The 19,530-nt window shown below is 60.5% G+C and carries 27 protein-coding genes; all 27 read right to left on the reverse strand.

What is annotated here, in order from left to right; translation table 11 throughout:
* Positions 1–21: 21 nt before the first annotated feature.
* The gene (secY, locus tag E4T66_RS05430) at positions 22–1,365 is read right to left on the reverse strand and encodes a preprotein translocase subunit SecY (protein ID WP_211242768.1); all 1,344 of its coding nucleotides are present in this window, start codon (positions 1,363–1,365) and stop codon (positions 22–24) included.
* A 30-nt stretch (positions 1,366–1,395) separates the two neighbouring features.
* Complete coding sequence (rplO, locus tag E4T66_RS05435) at positions 1,396–1,830, reverse strand: 50S ribosomal protein L15 (protein ID WP_136847885.1); 435 nt, start codon at positions 1,828–1,830, stop codon at positions 1,396–1,398.
* 40 nt (positions 1,831–1,870) lie between these two features.
* Complete coding sequence (rpmD, locus tag E4T66_RS05440) at positions 1,871–2,059, reverse strand: 50S ribosomal protein L30 (protein WP_136847886.1); 189 nt, start codon at positions 2,057–2,059, stop codon at positions 1,871–1,873.
* A gap of 3 nt (positions 2,060–2,062) precedes the next feature.
* Positions 2,063–2,578: a 30S ribosomal protein S5 gene (rpsE, locus tag E4T66_RS05445; protein WP_367396745.1), complete on the reverse strand. Its 516-nt coding sequence runs from the start codon at positions 2,576–2,578 to the stop codon at positions 2,063–2,065.
* 3 nt (positions 2,579–2,581) lie between these two features.
* On the reverse strand, positions 2,582–2,938 hold the full coding sequence (gene rplR, locus E4T66_RS05450) for a 50S ribosomal protein L18 (protein WP_136847887.1): 357 nt from the start codon (positions 2,936–2,938) through the stop codon (positions 2,582–2,584).
* Positions 2,939–3,016: 78 nt separating this feature from the next.
* Entirely contained in the window at positions 3,017–3,547 is a 531-nt protein-coding gene (gene rplF / locus E4T66_RS05455; RefSeq protein WP_136847888.1) for a 50S ribosomal protein L6, read from the reverse strand.
* A 12-nt stretch (positions 3,548–3,559) separates the two neighbouring features.
* Positions 3,560–3,955, reverse strand: a complete 396-nt coding sequence (gene rpsH / locus E4T66_RS05460; RefSeq protein WP_136847889.1) for a 30S ribosomal protein S8 — start codon at positions 3,953–3,955, stop codon at positions 3,560–3,562.
* 13 nt (positions 3,956–3,968) lie between these two features.
* Entirely contained in the window at positions 3,969–4,274 is a 306-nt protein-coding gene (gene rpsN / locus E4T66_RS05465; protein ID WP_136847890.1) for a 30S ribosomal protein S14, read from the reverse strand.
* 10 nt (positions 4,275–4,284) lie between these two features.
* Positions 4,285–4,824 carry a 50S ribosomal protein L5 gene (gene rplE / locus E4T66_RS05470; RefSeq protein WP_136847891.1) on the reverse strand — a complete coding sequence of 180 codons (540 nt, stop codon included), beginning with the start codon at positions 4,822–4,824 and terminating at the stop codon, positions 4,285–4,287.
* Between the two features lie 10 nt (positions 4,825–4,834).
* Entirely contained in the window at positions 4,835–5,161 is a 327-nt protein-coding gene (gene rplX / locus E4T66_RS05475) for a 50S ribosomal protein L24 (protein WP_136847892.1), read from the reverse strand.
* 13 nt (positions 5,162–5,174) lie between these two features.
* The gene (rplN, locus tag E4T66_RS05480; RefSeq protein WP_136847893.1) at positions 5,175–5,540 is read right to left on the reverse strand and encodes a 50S ribosomal protein L14; all 366 of its coding nucleotides are present in this window, start codon (positions 5,538–5,540) and stop codon (positions 5,175–5,177) included.
* Between the two features lie 3 nt (positions 5,541–5,543).
* Complete coding sequence (gene rpsQ / locus E4T66_RS05485) at positions 5,544–5,837, reverse strand: 30S ribosomal protein S17 (protein ID WP_136847894.1); 294 nt, start codon at positions 5,835–5,837, stop codon at positions 5,544–5,546.
* Positions 5,834–6,040: a 50S ribosomal protein L29 gene (gene rpmC / locus E4T66_RS05490; protein ID WP_136847895.1), complete on the reverse strand. Its 207-nt coding sequence runs from the start codon at positions 6,038–6,040 to the stop codon at positions 5,834–5,836. Before rpmC ends, rpsQ begins: the two co-directional genes overlap by 4 nt.
* On the reverse strand, positions 6,040–6,453 hold the full coding sequence (rplP, locus tag E4T66_RS05495; RefSeq protein ID WP_136847896.1) for a 50S ribosomal protein L16: 414 nt from the start codon (positions 6,451–6,453) through the stop codon (positions 6,040–6,042). Before rplP ends, rpmC begins: the two co-directional genes overlap by 1 nt.
* Positions 6,454–6,471: 18 nt before the next feature.
* Positions 6,472–7,158 (reverse strand): 30S ribosomal protein S3, encoded by a 687-nt coding sequence (rpsC, locus tag E4T66_RS05500; protein WP_136847897.1) that lies wholly within the window; start codon positions 7,156–7,158, stop codon positions 6,472–6,474.
* A 32-nt stretch (positions 7,159–7,190) separates the two neighbouring features.
* Complete coding sequence (gene rplV, locus E4T66_RS05505) at positions 7,191–7,526, reverse strand: 50S ribosomal protein L22 (protein ID WP_136847898.1); 336 nt, start codon at positions 7,524–7,526, stop codon at positions 7,191–7,193.
* Positions 7,527–7,533: 7 nt separating this feature from the next.
* Positions 7,534–7,806 carry a 30S ribosomal protein S19 gene (gene rpsS / locus E4T66_RS05510; RefSeq protein WP_136847899.1) on the reverse strand — a complete coding sequence of 91 codons (273 nt, stop codon included), beginning with the start codon at positions 7,804–7,806 and terminating at the stop codon, positions 7,534–7,536.
* Positions 7,807–7,818: 12 nt separating this feature from the next.
* Complete coding sequence (gene rplB, locus E4T66_RS05515; RefSeq protein WP_136847900.1) at positions 7,819–8,652, reverse strand: 50S ribosomal protein L2; 834 nt, start codon at positions 8,650–8,652, stop codon at positions 7,819–7,821.
* A 12-nt stretch (positions 8,653–8,664) separates the two neighbouring features.
* Complete coding sequence (gene rplW, locus E4T66_RS05520) at positions 8,665–8,967, reverse strand: 50S ribosomal protein L23 (protein ID WP_136847901.1); 303 nt, start codon at positions 8,965–8,967, stop codon at positions 8,665–8,667.
* Positions 8,964–9,569, reverse strand: a complete 606-nt coding sequence (gene rplD, locus E4T66_RS05525) for a 50S ribosomal protein L4 (protein ID WP_136847902.1) — start codon at positions 9,567–9,569, stop codon at positions 8,964–8,966. The genes rplW and rplD overlap by 4 nt, the downstream gene beginning before the upstream one ends.
* Positions 9,570–9,591: 22 nt before the next feature.
* Complete coding sequence (rplC, locus tag E4T66_RS05530; RefSeq protein WP_136847903.1) at positions 9,592–10,230, reverse strand: 50S ribosomal protein L3; 639 nt, start codon at positions 10,228–10,230, stop codon at positions 9,592–9,594.
* A 13-nt stretch (positions 10,231–10,243) separates the two neighbouring features.
* Entirely contained in the window at positions 10,244–10,561 is a 318-nt protein-coding gene (rpsJ, locus tag E4T66_RS05535; protein WP_136847904.1) for a 30S ribosomal protein S10, read from the reverse strand.
* 86 nt (positions 10,562–10,647) lie between these two features.
* Positions 10,648–11,841, reverse strand: a complete 1,194-nt coding sequence (tuf, locus tag E4T66_RS05540; protein WP_136847905.1) for an elongation factor Tu — start codon at positions 11,839–11,841, stop codon at positions 10,648–10,650.
* Between the two features lie 51 nt (positions 11,842–11,892).
* Positions 11,893–13,989: an elongation factor G gene (fusA, locus tag E4T66_RS05545; RefSeq protein WP_136847906.1), complete on the reverse strand. Its 2,097-nt coding sequence runs from the start codon at positions 13,987–13,989 to the stop codon at positions 11,893–11,895.
* A 70-nt stretch (positions 13,990–14,059) separates the two neighbouring features.
* The gene (gene rpsG, locus E4T66_RS05550) at positions 14,060–14,533 is read right to left on the reverse strand and encodes a 30S ribosomal protein S7 (protein ID WP_136847907.1); all 474 of its coding nucleotides are present in this window, start codon (positions 14,531–14,533) and stop codon (positions 14,060–14,062) included.
* Positions 14,534–14,597: 64 nt separating this feature from the next.
* Positions 14,598–15,005: a 30S ribosomal protein S12 gene (gene rpsL, locus E4T66_RS05555; RefSeq protein ID WP_136847908.1), complete on the reverse strand. Its 408-nt coding sequence runs from the start codon at positions 15,003–15,005 to the stop codon at positions 14,598–14,600.
* A 215-nt stretch (positions 15,006–15,220) separates the two neighbouring features.
* Positions 15,221–19,504, reverse strand: coding sequence for a DNA-directed RNA polymerase subunit beta' (gene rpoC / locus E4T66_RS05560; RefSeq protein WP_136847909.1), 4,284 nt, complete (start codon positions 19,502–19,504; stop codon positions 15,221–15,223).
* Between the last annotated feature and the right edge of the window lie 26 nt (positions 19,505–19,530).

Genomic DNA, 19,530 nt, shown 5'->3' on the forward strand with positions numbered 1-19,530 from the left:
GTTATCGAAACGGCGCCGGACTCAGCGTCCGGACGTACCGCCCAGCGTTTTCAAATTGGCCTTTTTCAGCAGGCCTTCGTACTGATGGGACATCAAGTGCGCTTGCAACTGCGCCATGAAATCCATCACCACCACGACGGTGATCAGCAACGATGTCCCACCGAAATAGAACGGGATGCTGGTCACAAACGACCGCAACACTTCTGGCACCAGGCATACGGCCAGGATGTAGATTGATCCGATAACGGTCAGACGCGTCAGCACCTGATCGATGTACCGCGCAGTCATCATGCCCGGACGCACGCCCGGAACAAACGCTCCGGACTTCTTCAGATTGTCCGCGGTTTCACGCGAATCGAAGACCAGCGCGGTGTAGAAAAAGCAGAAAAATACAATCAGCACCCCGTACAGCAACGTATACAGCGGCTGCCCCGGAGACAGGGCGTTGGCAATGCGCTGAACCACGCCACCATTTGCCGCATCACCAAAAAACTGCACCATTGATGCCGGGAACAGAATGATCGACGACGCGAAGATCGGCGGAATCACACCCGACATGTTGATCTTCAACGGCAGATGCTGAGTCTGAGCGGCAAAAACCTTGCGGCCCTGCTGGCGGCGCGCATGATGCACCGGAATCCGGCGCTGTGCACGCTCCATGAACACGACGCCCCAAGTCACGACAACTACCAGCAGCAGCACAACTAACACCGAAAAACCGCTGATCGACCCTTCGCTAACCAGCTGCGCAGTCGAAGCCAACGCGCGCGGGAAGCCCGCAACGATGCCGGCGAAGATGATCATCGAGATACCGTTGCCAATACCGCGTTCGGTGATCTGTTCGCCCAGCCACATCAGGAACATCGTGCCGGTGACCAGACTTACGGTCGCGGTGAACACGAACGCAAATCCCGGATTGATCGCTACGCCTGACTTCTGCAATGCGAGCGCCGCGCCCGCAGACTGGAAGATGGCCAGTGCCAGCGTGCCGTACCGGGTGTACTTCGTGATGATGCGACGACCCGATTCGCCTTCCTTCTTCAGCTCCTTGAGCTGCGGAACCACCGCCGTCATCAGCTGCACGATGATGCTCGCCGAGATGTACGGCATCACGCCCAAGGCAAGGATCGACAGACGCTCCAGAGCGCCGCCTGAGAACATGTTGAACATGTCCAGAATCGTGCCGCGACTCTGATTGAACAGCGCCGCCAGCTGATTCGGGTCGATACCCGGCACCGGAATGAAGCTGCCGATGCGATACACAATGATGGCGCCCAGCAGGAAGAAGATGCGGTCCTTGACCTCACCCATCTTGCTGAGATCCGGCATCATCGATCCCGCCGGCATGCCCGGTGTCTTCGCCATCGCGCTTTAGCTCCGCCCTGATCCGTCGACTTATTCGGAGACGCTGCCGCCAGCCGCGGTCACAGCCTCTAGTGCGCCCTTGGTCAGAAGCACGCCCTTCAGCACAACCTTGCGCGACAGCGTTCCGGACTTGATGACCTTGGCAGTCAGCGCATTCGCGGAGATCACACCTTCAGCCTTCAAGGTCGCCAGATCGATTTCTTCGGCCTTCATCTTGTCGAGCTCCGACAGACGAACTTCCGCGGTCAACCCCTTCAGCGGCGACTTGAAGCCGCGCTTCGGCAGGCGGCGCTGAATCGGCATCTGGCCGCCTTCAAAGCCCAACTTGTTGTAACCGCCCTTGCGGGCATGCTGACCCTTGTGGCCGCGGCCGGCGGTCTTGCCCAGCCCCGAGCCAATACCACGCCCGACGCGCGTTCTTGCGGTCTTGGCGCCCTTGGCAGGCTTGATCGTGTTCAGTTTCATCGTATTGATTTCCGATATCTGCGTTGCAGTCGATGACGACTCAGACTTCCTCAACCTTCAGCAGGTAGGAAACCTTGTTGACCATGCCCATGTTCTCAGGGGTCGCAGCGATCACGACACTCTGATGCATCTTGCGCAGGCCGAGGCCATTGGCGCAGGCCTTATGGTTCGGCAGTCGCTTGGCGAGGCTGCGCACCAGGGTCACTTTGATCTGCTTGGTGTCTGCCATGACTTATCCCAGGAGTTCTTCGAGCGTCTTGCCACGCTTTGCAGCGATCTCAGACGGCACGTTCATGTTGGCCAGCGCGTCCATCGTTGCGCGAACCAGGTTGATCGGATTGCGTGAGCCAAACGACTTTGCGAGCACGTTCTGCACACCGGCCACTTCAAACACCGCACGCATCGCGCCACCCGCAATCACGCCGGTACCGTCGGATGCCGGACGAAGGAAAACCTTCGAGGCGCCGTGACGGCCCCAAATCTCGTGCTGAACGGTCAGGCCCTTCAGGGACACCGAGACCATGTTCTTGCGCGCCTGTTCCATCGCCTTCGCAATGGCAGCCGGCACTTCGCGCGCCTTTCCGTACCCAAAGCCGACGCGGCCAGAGCCGTCACCGACCACGGTCAGCGCCGTGAACGCGAACTGCTTACCGCCCTTGACCGTCTTGGATACGCGGTTGACGGTAATGAGCTTTTCTTTCAGCTCGTTGCCGGACTGCGAGTCGTCGTAATTCATGTGCTGTGCCATCGCTTAAAACTCCAGGCCGGCTTCGCGTGCAGCGTCGGCCAGCGCCTTGATACGGCCGTGAAACTTAAAGCCGGAACGGTCAAACGCGACCTTGGTGATCCCAGCAGCCTTCGCGCGTTCAGCGATCGCTGCACCCACCTTCTTCGCGGCTTCGACATTGCCCGTGCCTTCGAGGCTGGCAGCGAGATCCTTTTCCAGCGTCGATGCGCTGGCGAGCGTCTCATCGGCACCGGGACCGATGATCTGCGCATAGATATGTCGCGGAGTCCGATGCACGGCCAGACGATGGCCGCCCAATTCGCGGATATGGGCGCGCGTACGGCGGGCGCGGCGCAGACGGGCTTGATTCTTGTCTTTCATTCGTCCAACTCTCAGTTGGTCACATCAATCAGTGTTGGCTTCGGCCGACTCGAGGCGCGCTTCACGCGCATCGAACCGTTACTTCTTCTTCGCTTCCTTCAGCACGACCTTCTCGGTCGAGTACCGAACACCCTTACCCTTATAAGGCTCAGGCGGACGGTAGGCGCGAATGTCGGCGGCCACCTGGCCAACCATCTTCTTGTCCGCACCCTTGACGAGAATTTCGGTCTGCGTCGGCGTTTCCACCGTCACACCTTCCGGAATCGGGTACTCAACCGGATGCGAGAAGCCCAGGCTCAGATTCACCTTGCGGCCCTGAGCGGCGGCGCGATAACCGACGCCCACCAGATTCAGCTTGCGCTCGTATCCCTGCGACACACCGATAACGGCGTTGTACAGGATCGCACGGGCGGTTCCGGCAGCCATACCATTGGCCTTGATCGAGTCGGCATTGATCACCGCCTCGTTTCCGTTCACGTCGATCTTGACCGCACGCGGAATGACGACCGTCAGACTGGTTTTAGCGCTCTTAACCGTGAGCGTGCCGTCGCCAGCTTCGATCTGGACACCTGCCGGAATTGTTACCGGCATTTTTCCTACGCGAGACATTTCAAATTCTCCTTAAGCGACGACGCACAGGATCTCGCCGCCTTGACCGGCCGCGCGCGCCTTGCTGTCGCTGACCACGCCGCTGGGCGTCGACACGATGGCAATACCGAGCCCGCCCAGAATGCGTGGCAGTTCGTCCTTGCCCTTGTAGACACGCAGCGCCGGACGCGAGATACGCTCAATTCGGTCGATCACCGGCTTGCCCTCGAAATACTTCAAGGTCACGGTAATGGTTTTCTTGGCGCCTTCGGCGGTCACCGAGAAGTCGGCAATGTAGCCTTCGTCCTTCAGCACCGCAGCAATCGCTTCCTTCACCTTGGAAGACGGCGAAACGACCTGCTTCTTGCGGGCCTGTTGGCCGTTACGGATGCGCGTCAGGAAGTCGGCAATCGGATCAGTCATGCTCATTTCTGCAATCCCCTTACCAGCTCGCCTTCTTGAGGCCTGGAATCTCACCACGCATCGCTGCCTCACGCAGCTTGTTGCGGCCGAGCTTGAATTTGCGATAGACACCGCGCGGACGTCCGCTCAGTTGGCAGCGCGTGCGCTGGCGCGTCTTGCTGGAGTCACGCGGCAGCTTCTGCAGCGCGATCACAGCGGCGTCCTTTTCCTCGTTCGAGGCTGTTTCGCTCGAGATGAGCGCCTTCAGCTTGCTGCGCTTCGCAGCGTACTTGGCGACGAGGGCGGCGCGCTTGGTTTCGCGCTCGATCATACTGGTCTTGGCCATGCCTACAGCCTCACTTGCGGAACGGGAAGTTGAACGCGTCGAGCAAGGCGCGGCCCTGCTCATCGTTCTTCGCCGTCGTGGTGATCGTGATGTTCATGCCGCGCAGCGCATCGACCTTGTCATAGTCGATCTCAGGAAAGATGATCTGCTCGGTGATTCCGAAATTGAAGTTCCCGCGGCCGTCGAAGCCCTTCGCCGAGATGCCGCGGAAGTCGCGGATACGCGGCAGCGCGACGGCAATCAGACGCTCGAGAAATTCGTACATGTGCTCGCGGCGCAGCGTCACCTTGACACCCACCGGATAGTTCTCGCGGATCTTGAAGCCCGCCACAGCGATTCGCGACTTGGTCACGATCGGCTTCTGGCCGGCAATCGCGGTCATATCGGCAACGGCATGCTCCATGACCTTGCGGTCAGCGGTCGCTTCACCGACACCCATGTTGAGCGTGATCTTGGAAATGCGCGGCACATCCATCGCGCCGACCTCCAGTTTCTTCTGGAGCTCAGGGGCGAGCTTGTCGCGATACAGGTTTTGCAGATTCGGTGCCATCATCGATACCTTAGCCGTCCACCAGTTCCTGGTTGGACTTGAAGAAACGGACCTTGCGCTGCTGCTCGCCATCACCCTCGACGCGGAAGCCGACACGGTCTCCCTTACCCGTCTTGGAGTTCCACAGCATCACGTTGGACAATTCGATCGGCATTTCCTTTTCCACGATGCCCCCGGCGATGCCGGCGTTCGGGTTCGGACGCTGATGCTTCTTGACCAGATTGATGCCTTCGACCAAAGCCTTGCCGTTGGCGAGCACCTGAGTCACGGTGCCGCGACGACCACGGTCTTTGCCGGTGATGACAACGATTTCGTCGCCTTTGCGGATCTTGTTCATTGCTGCGAGCCCCTTACAGAACTTCCGGCGCCAGCGACACGATCTTCATGAACCGATCGCGCAGTTCGCGCGTCACGGGTCCGAAGATACGTGTGCCCAGCGGTTCCATCTTGCTCGACAGCAGCACGGCGGCATTGCTGTCGAAACGGATGACCGAACCATCGGCGCGTTTGATCGGGAAGCGCGTACGCACAACAACGGCGTCATGCACTTCGCCCTTCTTGACCTTGCCACGCGGGATCGCATCCTTGACCGTGACCTTGATCAGGTCGCCGACACCGGCATAGCGGCGATGGGTCGAACCCTTGACCTGAATCACCTGCACCAGACGCGCACCACTGTTGTCAGCGGCCTGCAAAAAAGATTCTTGCTGAATCATGGCTTAGGCTCCCGACTCTGCCTGCTGCAGCGCGCTGGCGCGCTCCAGGATTTCAACCAGGCGGAATCGCTTGGTCGCTGACAGCGGACGCGTCTCAACGATGGCAACGCGATCGCCTTCATGGCATTCGTTGTTCTCGTCATGCGCATGCAGCTTCGTGGAGCGACGCAGCATCTTGCCGTAAAGCGGATGCCTTTCGCGACGCTCGACCAGGACCGTAATGGTCTTGTTCGGCTTGCTGCTGATGACGCGTCCGACGACGCGACGCTCGGTCTTGGTTACTTGCTGCTCGCTCATGACGCCTTCACCTGCTGTGCCATGACGGTTTTGACGCGCGCAATCTTCTTGCGTGCATCGCGGATCAGGTTGGGCTTACCGCCCTGTCCCGTCGCCTGCTGCATGCGCAGATTGAACTGCTCCCTGCGCAGCGCCGTCAGTTCTTCTTTAAGAGCCTTCGCATCCTTCTCGCGAAGGGCCTTTACGTATTCTTGGGCTTTCATCACATGATCGTCCGGTTGACGAACACCGTCTTCACCGGCAGCTTCGCAGCGGCCAGGCGGAAGGCTTCACGCGCGGTGGTCTCGTCCACGCCTTCCATTTCATACAACACCTTGCCCGGCTGAACCTTGGCGACCCAGTACTCAACGTTGCCCTTACCGGAGCCCATGCGGACTTCCAAAGGCTTCTTGGTCACCGGAACGTCCGGGAAGATACGAATCCACACCTTGCCGCCACGCTTGATGTAGCGCGTGATGACTCGGCGCGCTGCTTCAATCTGGCGCGCGGTAATACGACCCGGCTCGGAGGTCTTCAGACCCCACTCACCGAAACTGACCTTGTTGCCGGTCAGCGCGAGGCCGGTATTGCTACCTTTACGCTGTTTGCGAAACTTTGTGCGCTTGGGCTGCAGCATTGCAGTCTTCTCCGATGATTAGGCCGCAGCGTGAGCGTCGGCGTCGTGCTTGCCGTCATGACGACCGGTATCGAACACTTCACCCGTAAACACCCACACCTTCACGCCAATGACGCCATAGGTGGTATGCGCTTCGCCGGTCGAGTAGTCGACATGGGCACGCAGCGTGTGCAACGGCACGCGACCTTCGCGATACCACTCGGTGCGGGCAATTTCAGCGCCGTTCAAGCGGCCGCTGACCTGAATCTTGATGCCGCCCGCGCCCAGACGCATCGCGTTCTGCACCGCACGCTTCATCGCGCGGCGGAACATGATGCGGCGCTCCAGCTGCTGAGCGACGCTGTCCGCGATCAACTTCGCATCGAGTTCCGGCTTGCGGATTTCCTCGACCGAAAGATGGACTGAATCTGCCTTCAGGCCGATGATCTTCGAAACTTCCTGCTTCAGCTTCTCGATATCCTCGCCCTTCTTGCCGATCACGATACCCGGACGCGCCGTATGAATCGTGACCCGCGCCGACTTTGCCGGGCGGTCGATCTGGATGCGCGAAACCGACGCCTGTGCCAGCTTCTTGCGCAGGAACGTGCGAACCGCCATGTCCTTCAGCAAGGTTTCGCCGTAAGCGGAACGCTCGGCATACCAGTTCGACACCCAGTGCGTGCTGATGCCAAGGCGGAAACCGTTCGGATTGACTTTATGACCCATAGCTACTCTCTTCTGGTCCGACGCGCTGACGGCTAGTTGCCGTCCGACACCCTGATCGTGACATGGCTGGTCGGCTTCAAGATGCGATCAGCGCGGCCCTTGGCCCGCGGCATGATGCGCTTGAGCACCGGACCCTGGTCGATGAAGATCTCCTTCACCTTCAGCTCGTCGATGTCAGCGCCGTGATTGTTCTCGGCATTGGCGATCGCCGACTCCAGAACCTTGCCGATGATGCGGGCAGGTTTGCGGGTCGAGAACTTCAGGATATTCATCGCTTCGTCGACCTTCTTGCCACGCACCAGATCAGCCACGGCGCGCGCCTTCTTGGGCGACATACGAACAAATTTAAGAACGGCTTGCGTTTGCATCACAGCCTCACTTCTTCGTGCTCTTGTCCGCGTGACCCTTGAAGGTCCGCGTCGGAGCGAATTCACCCAGCTTGTGGCCGACCATGTTGTCGGTGATGAACACCGGCATGTGCTGCTTGCCGTTGTGGACCTGAAGGGTCAGTCCCACAAACTCCGGCGTCACCATCGATCGGCGCGACCAAGTCTTGATCGGCTTCTTGACGCGCTGGGACTGCATGTCGTCCACCTTCTTCATCAGGTGGTGGTCAACGAACGGGCCTTTCTTTACTGAACGCGGCATGAGATCACCTGATTACTTCTTGGACTTGCGGCTGCGCAGGATGAACTGCTGCGTGCGCTTGTTGGAGCGAGTCTTCTTGCCCTTGGTCTGCTGACCCCACGGCGTGACAGGATGCGGGTTACCCTGTCCCGAGCGGCCTTCACCACCACCATGCGGGTGATCGACCGGGTTCATGACCACACCACGCACCGTCGGGCGGATACCCAGCCAGCGCTTGGCGCCGGCTTTGCCGAATTTGCGCAGGTTGAACTCGCTGTTGCCAGCTTCGCCGATTGTGGCGCGGCACTCAACGTGCACCTTGCGCATCTCACCGGACCGAAGACGCAGCGTTGCGTAGCTCCCCTCGCGGGCCACCAGCTGCACCGCAGCACCGGCCGAACGCGCGATCTGCGCACCCTTACCCGGACGCATTTCGATGCAATGGATCGTCGAACCCAGCGGAATGTTGCGCAGCGGCAACGTGTTGCCCGGCTTGATTGCGGCGCTCTCGCCCGACATCAGCTCGTCACCAGCATTCACGCCCTTGGGCGCAATGATGTAACGACGCTCGCCGTCGCGGTAGCACAGCAGCGCAATATGCGCCGAACGATTCGGGTCGTACTCGATCCGCTCAACCGTGGCGATCACGCCATCCTTGTTGCGCTTGAAATCGATGATGCGATAGTGCTGCTTATGTCCACCGCCTTTATGGCGCGTGGTGATGTGACCGTTGTTGTTGCGACCACCCGAGCTCTTCTTCTTCTCGAGCAGCGGCGCGTGCGGCTCACCCTTCCACAAGCCCGGCGTGACCACCTTGACCTGGTGGCGACGACCTGCTGAGGTCGGTTTCATGGTTACCAATGGCATGACCGCGTCCCCTTAACTGGCGCCGCCGACCAGGAAGTCAATTTCCTGACCCTGGGCGAGCGTGACGTAAGCCTTCTTCCAATCCGAGCGGCGGCCTTCACTACGGCCGAAACGCTTGGTCTTGCCCTTGACGTTGAGCGTGCGCACGTCTTCAACTTTGACGTTGAAGAGCTGCTCCACGGCTTCCTTGATCTCGGGCTTCTCGGCGTTGCGCGCAACCTTGAACACCGCCTGGTTACGCTTCTCGGCGACGCGGGAGCTCTTCTCCGAGATCACCGGCGCGAGAATGATCTGATGCAGACGATCGACGTTCATTGCAGCCAGGCCTCCAGCTTCTTGACCGCGTCAGCCGTCATCAGCACTTTCTTGTGGCTGAGCAGCGTGACCGGATTGATCGCCTCGACGTCGCAGACTTCGACATGAGGAATATTGCGCGACGACAGGAAAAGGTTCTGATCCATTTCGCCGGTCACGATCAGGATGTCGTTGGTCGACATAGCCTGCAGCTGGGCCACCAGACTCTGGGTCTTCGGGGCTTCAACCGTGAACGATTCAGCGATGATCAGATGACCCTGACGGTTCAGCTCGGCGATGATCGAGCGGATCGCACCGCGGTACATCTTGCGGTTGACCTTCTGCGAAAAATCACGCGGAACCGCAGCGAAGGTCTTGCCACCCCCACGCCACAGCGGCGAGCGGATCGAACCGGCGCGCGCACGGCCGGTGCCCTTCTGGCGCCACGGCTTCTTGCCGCCGCCGGAGACCATGGCCTTGCTCTTCTGAGCCTTCGTGCCCGCACGACCGCCCGACAGGTACGCCGTGACGACCTGATGAATCAGCGGTTCGTTGTAGTCGACACCGAAGACGGCGTCAGACACGTTGAGTGTTTGGTTAGTGTTGTGCAGTTGAATATCCATTGCCGTTTTTCCCCAGTGAGCCTTATGCCTTCACCGTGGGGCGCACGATGACATCGCCATTCGTTGCGCCCGGCACCGCGCCCTTCACCAGCAGAAGGTTGCGGTCCGTATCAATCCGGACAAGATCAAGGTTCAAAGCAGTGATCTGCTTGTTCCCCATCTGACCGGCCATTTTTTTACCCTTGAACACGCGGCCAGGACTCTGGTTCTGACCGATCGAGCCCGGAGCGCGGTGCGACAGCGAGTTACCGTGCGAAGCACGACCACCACCGAAGTTCCAACGCTTGATCGTGCCCGCAAAGCCCTTGCCCTTCGAGACGCCGGTGACGTCAACGGCCTTGATGCCGTCGAAGCGTTCCACCTTGATCTCAGCGCCGGCTTCCAGGTCCGCACCCTCGTCACCGTCGAGGCGGATTTCCCAGAGCCCGCGACCGGGAGCAACGCCGGCCTTCTTGTAGTGACCCGCCGCCGCCTTGTTCACGCGGCTGGTCTTCTTCTCACCCACGGCCACCTGCACAGCACGGTAGCCATCGGTTTCCACGGTCTTGACCTGAGTCACGCGGTTAGGCGTGCACTCGATTACGGTCACCGGAATGGCAGCACCGGCATCGGTAAAGATGCGGGTCATGCCGGCCTTGCGGCCAATGATTGCGATCGTCATCGTGCGGTCTCCGTTAGTTCAGAGAAATCTGAACTTCGACGCCCGCAGGCAGGTCGAGCTTCGACAGCGCGTCCACGGTCTTCTCCGTGGGATCGACGATCTGCATGAGCCGCTTGTGCGTGCGGATTTCGTATTGATCTCGCGCGTCCTTGTCGACGTGCGGCGACACCAGAATGGTGTAGCGTTCTTTGCGAGTCGGCAGCGGGATGGGCCCGCGCACGACGGCACCGGTGCGCTTCGCGGTCTCAACGATCTCACGAGCCGACTTGTCAATCAGTCGGTGATCGAAAGCCTTGAGCCGGATGCGAATTGATTGGCTTGTCGCGGCCATGCGTGTCTTCCGGTTTAAAGAGCGTGGAACAAAAGGGGCGCGAATTTTATTCGCGCCCCCACAAAATGTAAAGGGATTTGTTTGGATTACTCGACGATCTTCGTCACGACGCCGGCGCCGACGGTACGACCACCCTCACGGATGGCGAAACGCACGCCTTCTTCCATCGCGATCGGGTTGATCAGCTCGACCTTCATCTGCACGTTGTCGCCCGGCATGACCATTTCCTGCTCAAATTCGATCGAGCCGGTCACGTCCGTCGTGCGGAAGTAGAACTGCGGACGATAGCCCTTGAAGAACGGCGTGTGACGACCGCCCTCTTCCTTCGTCAGCACGTACACCTCACCCTCAAACTTCGAGTGCGGGTTGATCGAGCCGGGCTTGCACAGCACCTGGCCGCGCTCCACGTCTTCTTTCTTCGTGCCGCGCAGCAGGACGCCCACGTTGTCGCCCGCCTGGCCCTGGTCCAGCAGCTTGCGGAACATTTCAACGCCGGTCACCGTCGTCTTCACGGTCGGACGGATGCCGACAATCTCGACTTCCTCGCCAACCTTGACCACGCCGCGCTCAATACGCCCCGTCACCACCGTGCCGCGGCCCGAGATCGAGAACACGTCTTCGATCGGCAGCAGGAACGGCTTGTCGGTTTCGCGCTCCGGCTCCGGAATCCAGGTATCGATCGCGTTGTACAGCTCTTCCAGCTTCGCAACCCACTCCGGCTCGCCAGCAATCGCCTTGGTCGCCGAACCACGGACCACAGGCGTGTTGTCGCCGTCGTAGCCGTACTTGCTCAGCAGATCGCGAACTTCCATCTCGACCAGCTCAAGCAGCTCTTCGTCTTCGACCATGTCGCACTTGTTCAGCCACACGACGATCTTCGGTACGTTCACCTGCTTCGCCAGCAGAACGTGCTCGCGCGTCTGCGGCATCGGGCCGTCAACCGCCGACACCACCAGAATCGCGCCATCCATCTGCGCCGCACCCGTGATCATGTTCTTCACGAAGTCCGCGTGTCCCGGGCAGTCAACGTGCGCGTAGTGACGGTTCTCCGTCTCGTACTCCACGTGCGAGGTCGCAATCGTCAGAATCTTCGTCGAGTCACGACGTCCCTGCGATTCCGATGCCTTCGCAACCTGGTCGTACGGAACGTACAGACCGCCAAACTTGTCCGACGATACCTTCGTCAGCGCCGCCGTCGTCGTCGTCTTGCCATGGTCCACGTGACCAATCGTCCCCACGTTAACGTGCGGCTTCGTACGTGCAAATTTTTCCTTGGACATCGTCGATTCCTCTACAAAATTCTGGAGTCTGCTGGATCGTCAGCGGTTGGATTAAGACTTCTTGGACAGCGCGGCAATGACATTCGCCGGCGCTTCCTGGTACTTCTTGAATTCCATCGAATAGGTTGCACGGCCCTGCGACATCGAGCGCAGTGTGGTCGAGTAGCCGAACATCTCGGACAGCGGAACCTCGGCCTTGACCAGCTTGGCGCCGTAGTTGTCTTCCATGCCCAGGATCACGCCACGACGACGGTTAAGGTCGCCCATGACATCGCCCATGTAGTCTTCCGGCGTTTCGACTTCCACGCCCATGATCGGCTCCAGCACGACCGGATTGGCCTTGGCTGCGCCTTCCTTGAAGCCCATGCTGCCGGCGACCTTGAACGCCATTTCGTTCGAGTCAACGTCATGGTACGAACCGTCGAACACCGTGACCTTGACGTCGACCACCGGATAACCGGCGACGACACCATTCTTCATGGCTTCCTGAATTCCCTTGTCGACCGCCGGCACGTATTCGCGCGGAATCACGCCACCCACGATGCCATTGACGAACTCGTAACCCTTGCCCGGCTCCTGCGGCTCGATGCGCAGCCAGCAATGGCCGTACTGACCACGACCGCCGGACTGACGCACGAACTTGCCTTCCGCCTCGACCTGCTTGCGCAGCGTCTCGCGGTAGGCCACCTGCGGCGCACCGATATTGGCCTCGACCTTGAATTCGCGCTTCATGCGGTCGACCAGAATTTCCAGGTGCAACTCGCCCATGCCGGCGATGATGGTCTGGCCGGTTTCCTCGTCCGTACGCACGCGGAACGACGGATCTTCCTGCGCGAGCTTGCTCAGCGCGATACCCATCTTTTCCTGATCGGACTTGGTCTTCGGCTCCACCGCCTGGCTGATGACCGGCTCCGGGAACTCCATGCGCTCCAGGATGACCGGCTTGTCCTGCGCAGCCAAAGTGGTTCCGGTGTAGACCTCCTTGAGGCCGACACAGGCCGCGATGTCGCCGGCGCGAACTTCGTCGATTTCCTGACGCTCATTGGCGTGCATCTGCACCAGACGGCCGATACGCTCCGTCTTGCCGCTGCGCGAGTTGTAGACGCTGTCGCCCTTCTTCAGCACGCCCGAGTAGACGCGGATGAAGGTCAGCTGCCCGACGAACGGGTCGGTCATGATCTTGAAGCCAAGTGCCGCAAACGGCTCGTTGTCGTCAGCATGACGCTCGATCGAGATGCTCTCATCACCCGCATCGACGCCCTTGATCGCCGGCACTTCGGTCGGCGACGGCAGATACTCAATCACGGCGTCGAGCATGGCCTGCACGCCCTTGTTCTTGAACGCCGAGCCGCACAGCATTGGCACGATTTCCAGTGCAATCGTGCGCTGACGCAGACCCGCCTTGATTTCTTCCTCGGAGAGATCGCCCCCTTCGAGGTACTTGTTCATCAGTTCTTCTGACGATTCGGCGGCAGCCTCAACCATCTGCTCACGCCACTTCGCGGCCTGCTCCTGCAGCTCAGCCGGAATATCGCCGTACTCGAACTTGATGCCCTGACTCTCTTCGTCCCAGATGATCGCTTTCATCTTGACCAGATCAACCACACCCTGGAACTTGTCCTCGGCGCCGATCGGAATCACGATGGGAATCGGATTCGCGCGAAGCTTCTCGCGCATCTGCTTGTAAACCTTGAAGAAGTCAGCGCCGGTACGGTCCATCTTGTTGACGAAGGCCAACCGCGGAACGCTGTACTTGGTCGCCTGGCGCCAGACCGTCTCGGACTGCGGCTGCACACCGCCGACCGCGCAATAGATCATGCAGGCGCCATCCAGCACACGCATCGAGCGCTCGACTTCGATCGTGAAGTCGACGTGTCCCGGGGTGTCAATGATGTTGATGCGGTGCTGCTCAAACTGCTTGGCCATACCGGTCCAGAACGTCGTCGTTGCCGCCGACGTAATGGTGATGCCACGCTCCTGCTCCTGCTCCATCCAGTCCATCGTCGCGGCGCCGTCATGGACTTCGCCGATCTTGTGGTTGACACCGGTGTAGAACAGAACGCGTTCGGTCGTGGTGGTCTTGCCGGCGTCGATGTGCGCGGAAATACCGATATTGCGGTAGCGCTCGATAGGCGTCGTGCGTGGCATGGTCTAACTCGGTTGGCTGCAGCCACCCCCGGAGGGGGCAGCCGCGAATGATTGAAAAACTGCGACGTGCTTACCAGCGGAAGTGCGAGAACGCCTTGTTGGCTTCCGCCATCTTGTGCGTGTCTTCGCGCTTCTTCACTGCGGCACCGCGGTTCTCGGCGGCATCCATCAGCTCGCCGGCGAGGCGGTTCTGCATGCCCTGCTCGCCGCGCTTGGAGGCAGCGTCGATGATCCAGCGCATGGCCAGCGTGGTACGGCGCGATGCGCGCACTTCCACGGGCACCTGATAGGTCGCACCACCGACACGACGCGACTTGACCTCGACAGTCGGCGCGACGTTGTCGAATGCGCTCTGAAGATACTCAGCCGGCGCCTCGATCCTCTTCTTCTCGGTGACCTGATCCAGAGCACCGTAGACGATCGTTTCGGCGACGGACTTCTTGCCGTCCTCCATGACCATATTGACGAACTTCGACACCAGCTCGCTCTTGAACTTCGGATCAGGGAGTACCTTGCGGGCTTCCGGCTTACGACGACGCGACATGTTGATTCCTCAGGTGGTCTTCAGGCGCAACGGTCGTTGCGCCTTACTCGGGCAGAAGCCCGTCTTACTTCTTCTTGGGGGCAGCCGCACCCGCGGCACCGGGCTTCGGACGCTTGGCGCCGTACTTGGAACGACCCTGACGACGCTTGTCGATACCCGCGCAGTCCAGCGCACCACGAACAGTGTGGTAGCGAACACCGGGAAGATCCTTGACACGGCCGCCACGAATGATGACGACGGAGTGTTCCTGCAGATTGTGGCCTTCGCCGCCAATGTAGGAAATCACTTCGAACCCGTTGGTCAGACGTACCTTGCAGACCTTGCGAAGTGCCGAGTTCGGCTTCTTCGGCGTGGTGGTGTAGACGCGCGTGCAGACGCCGCGCTTCTGCGGCGATCCGGTGAGCGCAGGCACCTTGCTCTTGGTAACAAGAGTGCTGCGACCTTTGCGCACTAACTGATTGACTGTTGGCACGTTTGAACTTCCCGGGATGACAAAGAAAAGACGCACCCCCCATTGAAGGGCCGTCAGGAAAGGGCGCGCATCATAAAGGGCGCTGCAAGCTCCGTCAACGGGGCTTGGCGCGCTTTTGCGCACCTTCGGCGCGGCGCTACCGCCGCAGTCACCGCGCGAGGCCGAGAACCGGATTGAAACCGGATGCGCGGCCACCGCGCGGCGGAACGGCGAAGCTAGTCTTCACTGCCCTCGGCTGCGGACTCTTCACCTGCATCCGACCCACCATCGTCCTCGACAGCGGTTTCGGTCAGACCGGCAGCTCGCGCAGCCAAACGCTCTCCAGCATTGGCCTCGAAGCTGCCGGTGCTGGTCAGCGCTGACGCCTGCAGCTCGGCCAGCAGGCTACCGCCCCGCGACTTGCGCCGCAGCTCGTGGTACGCCAAGCCGGTACCGGCCGGGATCAAGCGGCCGACGATGACGTTTTCCTTCAGGCCGCGCAGCTCGTCGCGCGATCCACGGACGGACGCCTCGGTCAGAACGCGAGTCGTTTCCTGGAACGAGGCCGCCGAGAAGAACGATTCGGTCGACAGCGAAGCCTTGGTAATGCCCAGCAGCAGGCGGTCAAACCGCGCACCGCGCTCGCCCTTGGCTTCGTGCTTCTTGTTCTCGGCCAGCACCTGGAAGATTTCCACCTGCTCGCCCTGCAGGAAGCGCGTATCGCCCGACTCGGTGATCTCGACCTTGCGCAGCATCTGCCGCACGATGGTCTCGATGTGCTTGTCGTTGATCTTCACGCCCTGCAGGCGATAAACGTCCTGAATTTCCTTGACCAGGTAGTTCGCCAGCGCAACGACGCCCTGCAGTCGCAGGATGTCATGCGGACTTGGCTCGCCGTCCGAGATGATTTCGCCCTTTTCGACGGTTTCACCCTCGAACACGCGAATCTCGATCCACTTCGGCACCAGGATCTCGGCCTCGCCGCCATCCGGCTCGACGATCTTGATGCGCTGCTTGCCCTTGGTACCCGGACCGAACTTGATCGTACCGCTGGTCTCGGCCAACACCGCCGGTTCCTTCGGCTTGCGCGCTTCGAACAGGTCGGCGACGCGCGGCAGACCACCGGTGATGTCGCGAGACTTCGACGCTTCCTGCGGAATACGAGCAACGAATCCACCGACGCTGACTTCGTCGCCGTCCTCGACCGTGACAATCGCCTTGGGCGGCAGCGTGTAGGCCGCCGGAATGTCGGTGCCCGAGAAGGTCAGCTGCTTGCCCTTGGCGTCGACCAGCATGATCGTCGGCTTCAGGTCCTTCGCCGCCGAACCGCGCGACTTGGGATCGGTGATGACCATGGTCGACACGCCGGTCAGCGGATCGGTTTCACGGTTCACCGTCGAACCTTCGACGAAGTCCTGCAGCTTCACGAAACCGCTGAGCTCGGACACGATCGGATGAGTATGCGGATCCCACTTGGCCAGACGCTGGCCCGCCGCAATCTCCTGGCCTTCGCGGACCAGAATCGTGGCGCCGTAGGGGATCTTGTAGCGCTCACGCTCACGACCGTTGGCGTCAATGATGCCGATTTCGCCGGAGCGACTGACTGCGACCAGGTTGCCTTCGCTGTTGGTCACCATCTTGATGTTGTGCACGCGCACCGTACCGGCCGCACGTGAATCCACCCCGTCAGCCGACGCGGCGCGTGACGCCGCACCACCGACGTGGAAGGTACGCATCGTCAGCTGCGTGCCCGGCTCGCCGATCGACTGTGCCGCGATAACACCGACAGCTTCACCGATGTTGACGCGATGACCCCGCGCGAGATCACGGCCGTAGCAGTTGGCGCAGACGCCGAACGGCAGCTCGCAGGTGATCGGAGAACGCACCCAGATCTCGTCGATCGAGTTCTTCTCCAGGATATCTGCCCATTTCTCGTCGATGATGGTGCCCTGCGGGATCACCACTTCATCGGTACCCGGCTTGTGCACATCACGCTGCGTCACACGGCCCAGCACGCGATCACGCAGTGCCTCGAGCACGTCGCCGCCTTCGACGATCGGCATCATCAGCAGGCCCTGCTCGGTTCCGCAGTCCTCACCCGTGACGACCATGTCCTGCGCAACGTCAACCAGACGCCGGGTCAGGTAACCCGAGTTCGCAGTCTTCAGTGCGGTATCGGCCAGACCCTTACGGGCACCGTGGGTCGAAATGAAGTACTGCAGAACGTTCAGGCCTTCGCGGAAGTTCGCGGTGATCGGCGTCTCGATGATCGAACCGTCCGGCTTGGCCATCAGGCCGCGCATACCGGCGAGCTGACGAATCTGCGCCGCCGAACCACGGGCGCCAGAGTCGGCCATCATGAACACCGAGTTGAACGACGGCTGTTCGGCATCCTTGCCGTCGGCGGTGACCACGTGCTCCTTGCCGATACGGGCCATCATCGCCTTGGCGATGTCGTCGTTGGCGCGTGACCAGATGTCGACGACGCGATTGTAGCGCTCGCCGCCGGTGGTCAGACCCTGGTTGTACTCGGTCTCGATGTCCTTGACTTTGCTCTCGGCGACTTCAAGGATCTTGACCTTTTCATCCGGCACCATGATGTCGTCGAGACAGAACGAGATGCCCGCCTTGGTCGACATGCGGAAGCCCGTGTACATCATCTGGTCGGCGAAGATCACCGTGTCCTTGGTGCCGCAGCGGCGGTACACGTAGTTGATGACGCGCGATACTTCCTTCTTGGTCAGCGTCTTGTTGATGACCTTGAACGGCACGCCCTTCGGCAGCACTTCCGACAGTAGCGCACGACCCACAGTGGTCTCGACCAGGCCGTAATGCGGCTCGGAGGTGTCTTCATCGTAGTCAGTCAGACGCACCTTGATCTTGGCCTGCAGATCGACCTCGCGGTTCTCATAGGCGCGATGCACTTCGGCGACGTCGGAGAACACCATGCCCTCGCCCTTGGCGGCGACACGCTCACGCGACATCCAGTACAGACCGAGCACGACGTCCTGCGACGGCACGATGATCGGATCACCCGATGCCGGCGACAGGATGTTGTTGGTCGACATCATCAGCACACGCGCTTCGAGCTGTGCTTCCAGCGACAGCGGCACGTGAACGGCCATCTGGTCGCCGTCGAAGTCGGCGTTGAACGCGGTGCAGACCAGCGGATGCAGCTGGATGGCCTTGCCTTCGATCAGCAGCGGCTCGAATGCCTGAATGCCGAGACGATGCAGGGTCGGTGCGCGGTTCAGCAGCACCGGATGTTCCTTGATGCACTCTTCGAGCGAATCCCAGACCTGGGCCTCTTCGCGCTCGACCATCTTCTTGGCCGCCTTGATCGTGGTGGCGATGCCCAGACGCTGCAGACGCGAGAACACGAAAGGCTTGAACAGCTCCAGCGCCATCTTCTTCGGCAGGCCGCACTGGTGCAGCTTCAGGGTCGGGCCGACCACGATGACCGAACGGCCGGAGTAGTCGACGCGCTTGCCGAGCAGGTTCTGACGGAAGCGGCCCTGCTTGCCCTTGATCATGTCGGCGAGCGACTTCAGCGGGCGCTTGTTGGTGCCGGTGATCGCGCGGCCTCGGCGGCCGTTATCGATCAGCGCATCCACCGATTCCTGCAGCATGCGCTTTTCGTTGCGCACGATGATGTCCGGCGCAGTCAGCTCCAGCAGCCGCTTCAGGCGGTTGTTGCGGTTGATCACGCGACGGTACAGATCATTCAGATCGGAAGTCGCGAAGCGGCCACCATCCAGCGGCACCAGCGGGCGCAGATCCGGAGGCAGCACCGGCAGCACCGTCAGGATCATCCATTCCGGACGGTTGTTGGAATTGATGAAGTACTCGATCAGCTTGAGGCGCTTGGCGAGTTTCTTGATCTTGGTTTCGGACGTGGTGCCGTTGAGCTCTTCACGCAGGCGCACGGCCTCCGTCGGCAGGTCGATATTCTTCAGAAGATCGTGCACCGCCTCGGCGCCCATACGCGCATCGAAATCGTCACCGTACTGCTCGACTGAATTGAGGTAATCCTCCTCAGTCAGCAGCTGACCGCGTTCCAGCGGGGTCATGCCCGGCTCGACCACGATGTGTGCTTCAAAGTACAACACGCGTTCGATCGCGCGCAGCGGCATGTCCAGCAGCAGACCAATACGGCTCGGCAGCGACTTCAGGAACCAGATATGGGCGACCGGCGAGGCCAGATCGATATGACCCATGCGCTCGCGGCGCACCTTGGCCACGGTGACTTCAACGCCGCACTTCTCGCAGACGACGCCACGGTGCTTCAGGCGCTTGTACTTGCCGCACAGGCACTCGTAGTCCTTGATCGGCCCGAAAATCTTGGCGCAGAACAGACCGTCGCGTTCAGGCTTGAACGTGCGGTAGTTGATCGTTTCCGGCTTTTTGACCTCGCCGTACGACCAGGAACGAATCGTTTCCGGCGAGGAAAGACCGATGCGGATGGCATCGAAATCTTCGGTTTCGTCGGGACTGCGAATCAGGTTGAACAAATCTTTCATGGTGACTCCTGAAACTGCCTAGGTGC

It is taken from the genome of Sinimarinibacterium arenosum (genome assembly GCF_005047655.1).
Taxonomy (GTDB): Bacteria; Pseudomonadota; Gammaproteobacteria; order Nevskiales; family Nevskiaceae; genus Solimonas.

Coding starts and splice junctions, on each gene's coding strand:
- rplE (WP_136847891.1), bottom strand. CDS start 4,824: ATGGCACCGAATCTGCAAAACCTGTATCGCGACAAGCTCGCCCCTGAG.
- rplN (WP_136847893.1), bottom strand. CDS start 5,540: ATGATTCAGCAAGAATCTTTTTTGCAGGCCGCTGACAACAGTGGTGCG.
- secY (WP_211242768.1), bottom strand. CDS start 1,365: ATGGCGAAGACACCGGGCATGCCGGCGGGATCGATGATGCCGGATCTC.
- rplV (WP_136847898.1), bottom strand. CDS start 7,526: ATGCAAACGCAAGCCGTTCTTAAATTTGTTCGTATGTCGCCCAAGAAG.
- rplP (WP_136847896.1), bottom strand. CDS start 6,453: ATGCTGCAGCCCAAGCGCACAAAGTTTCGCAAACAGCGTAAAGGTAGC.
- rpsJ (WP_136847904.1), bottom strand. CDS start 10,561: ATGGCCGCGACAAGCCAATCAATTCGCATCCGGCTCAAGGCTTTCGAT.
- rplX (WP_136847892.1), bottom strand. CDS start 5,161: ATGAACAAGATCCGCAAAGGCGACGAAATCGTTGTCATCACCGGCAAA.
- rpsC (WP_136847897.1), bottom strand. CDS start 7,158: ATGGGTCATAAAGTCAATCCGAACGGTTTCCGCCTTGGCATCAGCACG.
- rpsE (WP_367396745.1), bottom strand. CDS start 2,578: ATGGCACAGCACATGAATTACGACGACTCGCAGTCCGGCAACGAGCTG.
- rpoC (WP_136847909.1), bottom strand. CDS start 19,504: ATGAAAGATTTGTTCAACCTGATTCGCAGTCCCGACGAAACCGAAGAT.
- rpsH (WP_136847889.1), bottom strand. CDS start 3,955: ATGAGCATGACTGATCCGATTGCCGACTTCCTGACGCGCATCCGTAAC.
- rplD (WP_136847902.1), bottom strand. CDS start 9,569: ATGGATATTCAACTGCACAACACTAACCAAACACTCAACGTGTCTGAC.
- rpmD (WP_136847886.1), bottom strand. CDS start 2,059: ATGGCAGACACCAAGCAGATCAAAGTGACCCTGGTGCGCAGCCTCGCC.
- rplB (WP_136847900.1), bottom strand. CDS start 8,652: ATGCCATTGGTAACCATGAAACCGACCTCAGCAGGTCGTCGCCACCAG.
- rplO (WP_136847885.1), bottom strand. CDS start 1,830: ATGAAACTGAACACGATCAAGCCTGCCAAGGGCGCCAAGACCGCAAGA.
- fusA (WP_136847906.1), bottom strand. CDS start 13,989: ATGCCACGCACGACGCCTATCGAGCGCTACCGCAATATCGGTATTTCC.
- rpsN (WP_136847890.1), bottom strand. CDS start 4,274: ATGGCCAAGACCAGTATGATCGAGCGCGAAACCAAGCGCGCCGCCCTC.
- rpsQ (WP_136847894.1), bottom strand. CDS start 5,837: ATGAGCGAGCAGCAAGTAACCAAGACCGAGCGTCGCGTCGTCGGACGC.
- rpmC (WP_136847895.1), bottom strand. CDS start 6,040: ATGAAAGCCCAAGAATACGTAAAGGCCCTTCGCGAGAAGGATGCGAAG.
- rpsG (WP_136847907.1), bottom strand. CDS start 14,533: ATGTCGCGTCGTCGTAAGCCGGAAGCCCGCAAGGTACTCCCTGATCCG.
- rpsS (WP_136847899.1), bottom strand. CDS start 7,806: ATGCCGCGTTCAGTAAAGAAAGGCCCGTTCGTTGACCACCACCTGATG.
- rplW (WP_136847901.1), bottom strand. CDS start 8,967: ATGAACGTCGATCGTCTGCATCAGATCATTCTCGCGCCGGTGATCTCG.
- rplF (WP_136847888.1), bottom strand. CDS start 3,547: ATGTCTCGCGTAGGAAAAATGCCGGTAACAATTCCGGCAGGTGTCCAG.
- tuf (WP_136847905.1), bottom strand. CDS start 11,841: ATGTCCAAGGAAAAATTTGCACGTACGAAGCCGCACGTTAACGTGGGG.
- rplR (WP_136847887.1), bottom strand. CDS start 2,938: ATGAAAGACAAGAATCAAGCCCGTCTGCGCCGCGCCCGCCGTACGCGC.
- rplC (WP_136847903.1), bottom strand. CDS start 10,230: ATGACGATCGCAATCATTGGCCGCAAGGCCGGCATGACCCGCATCTTT.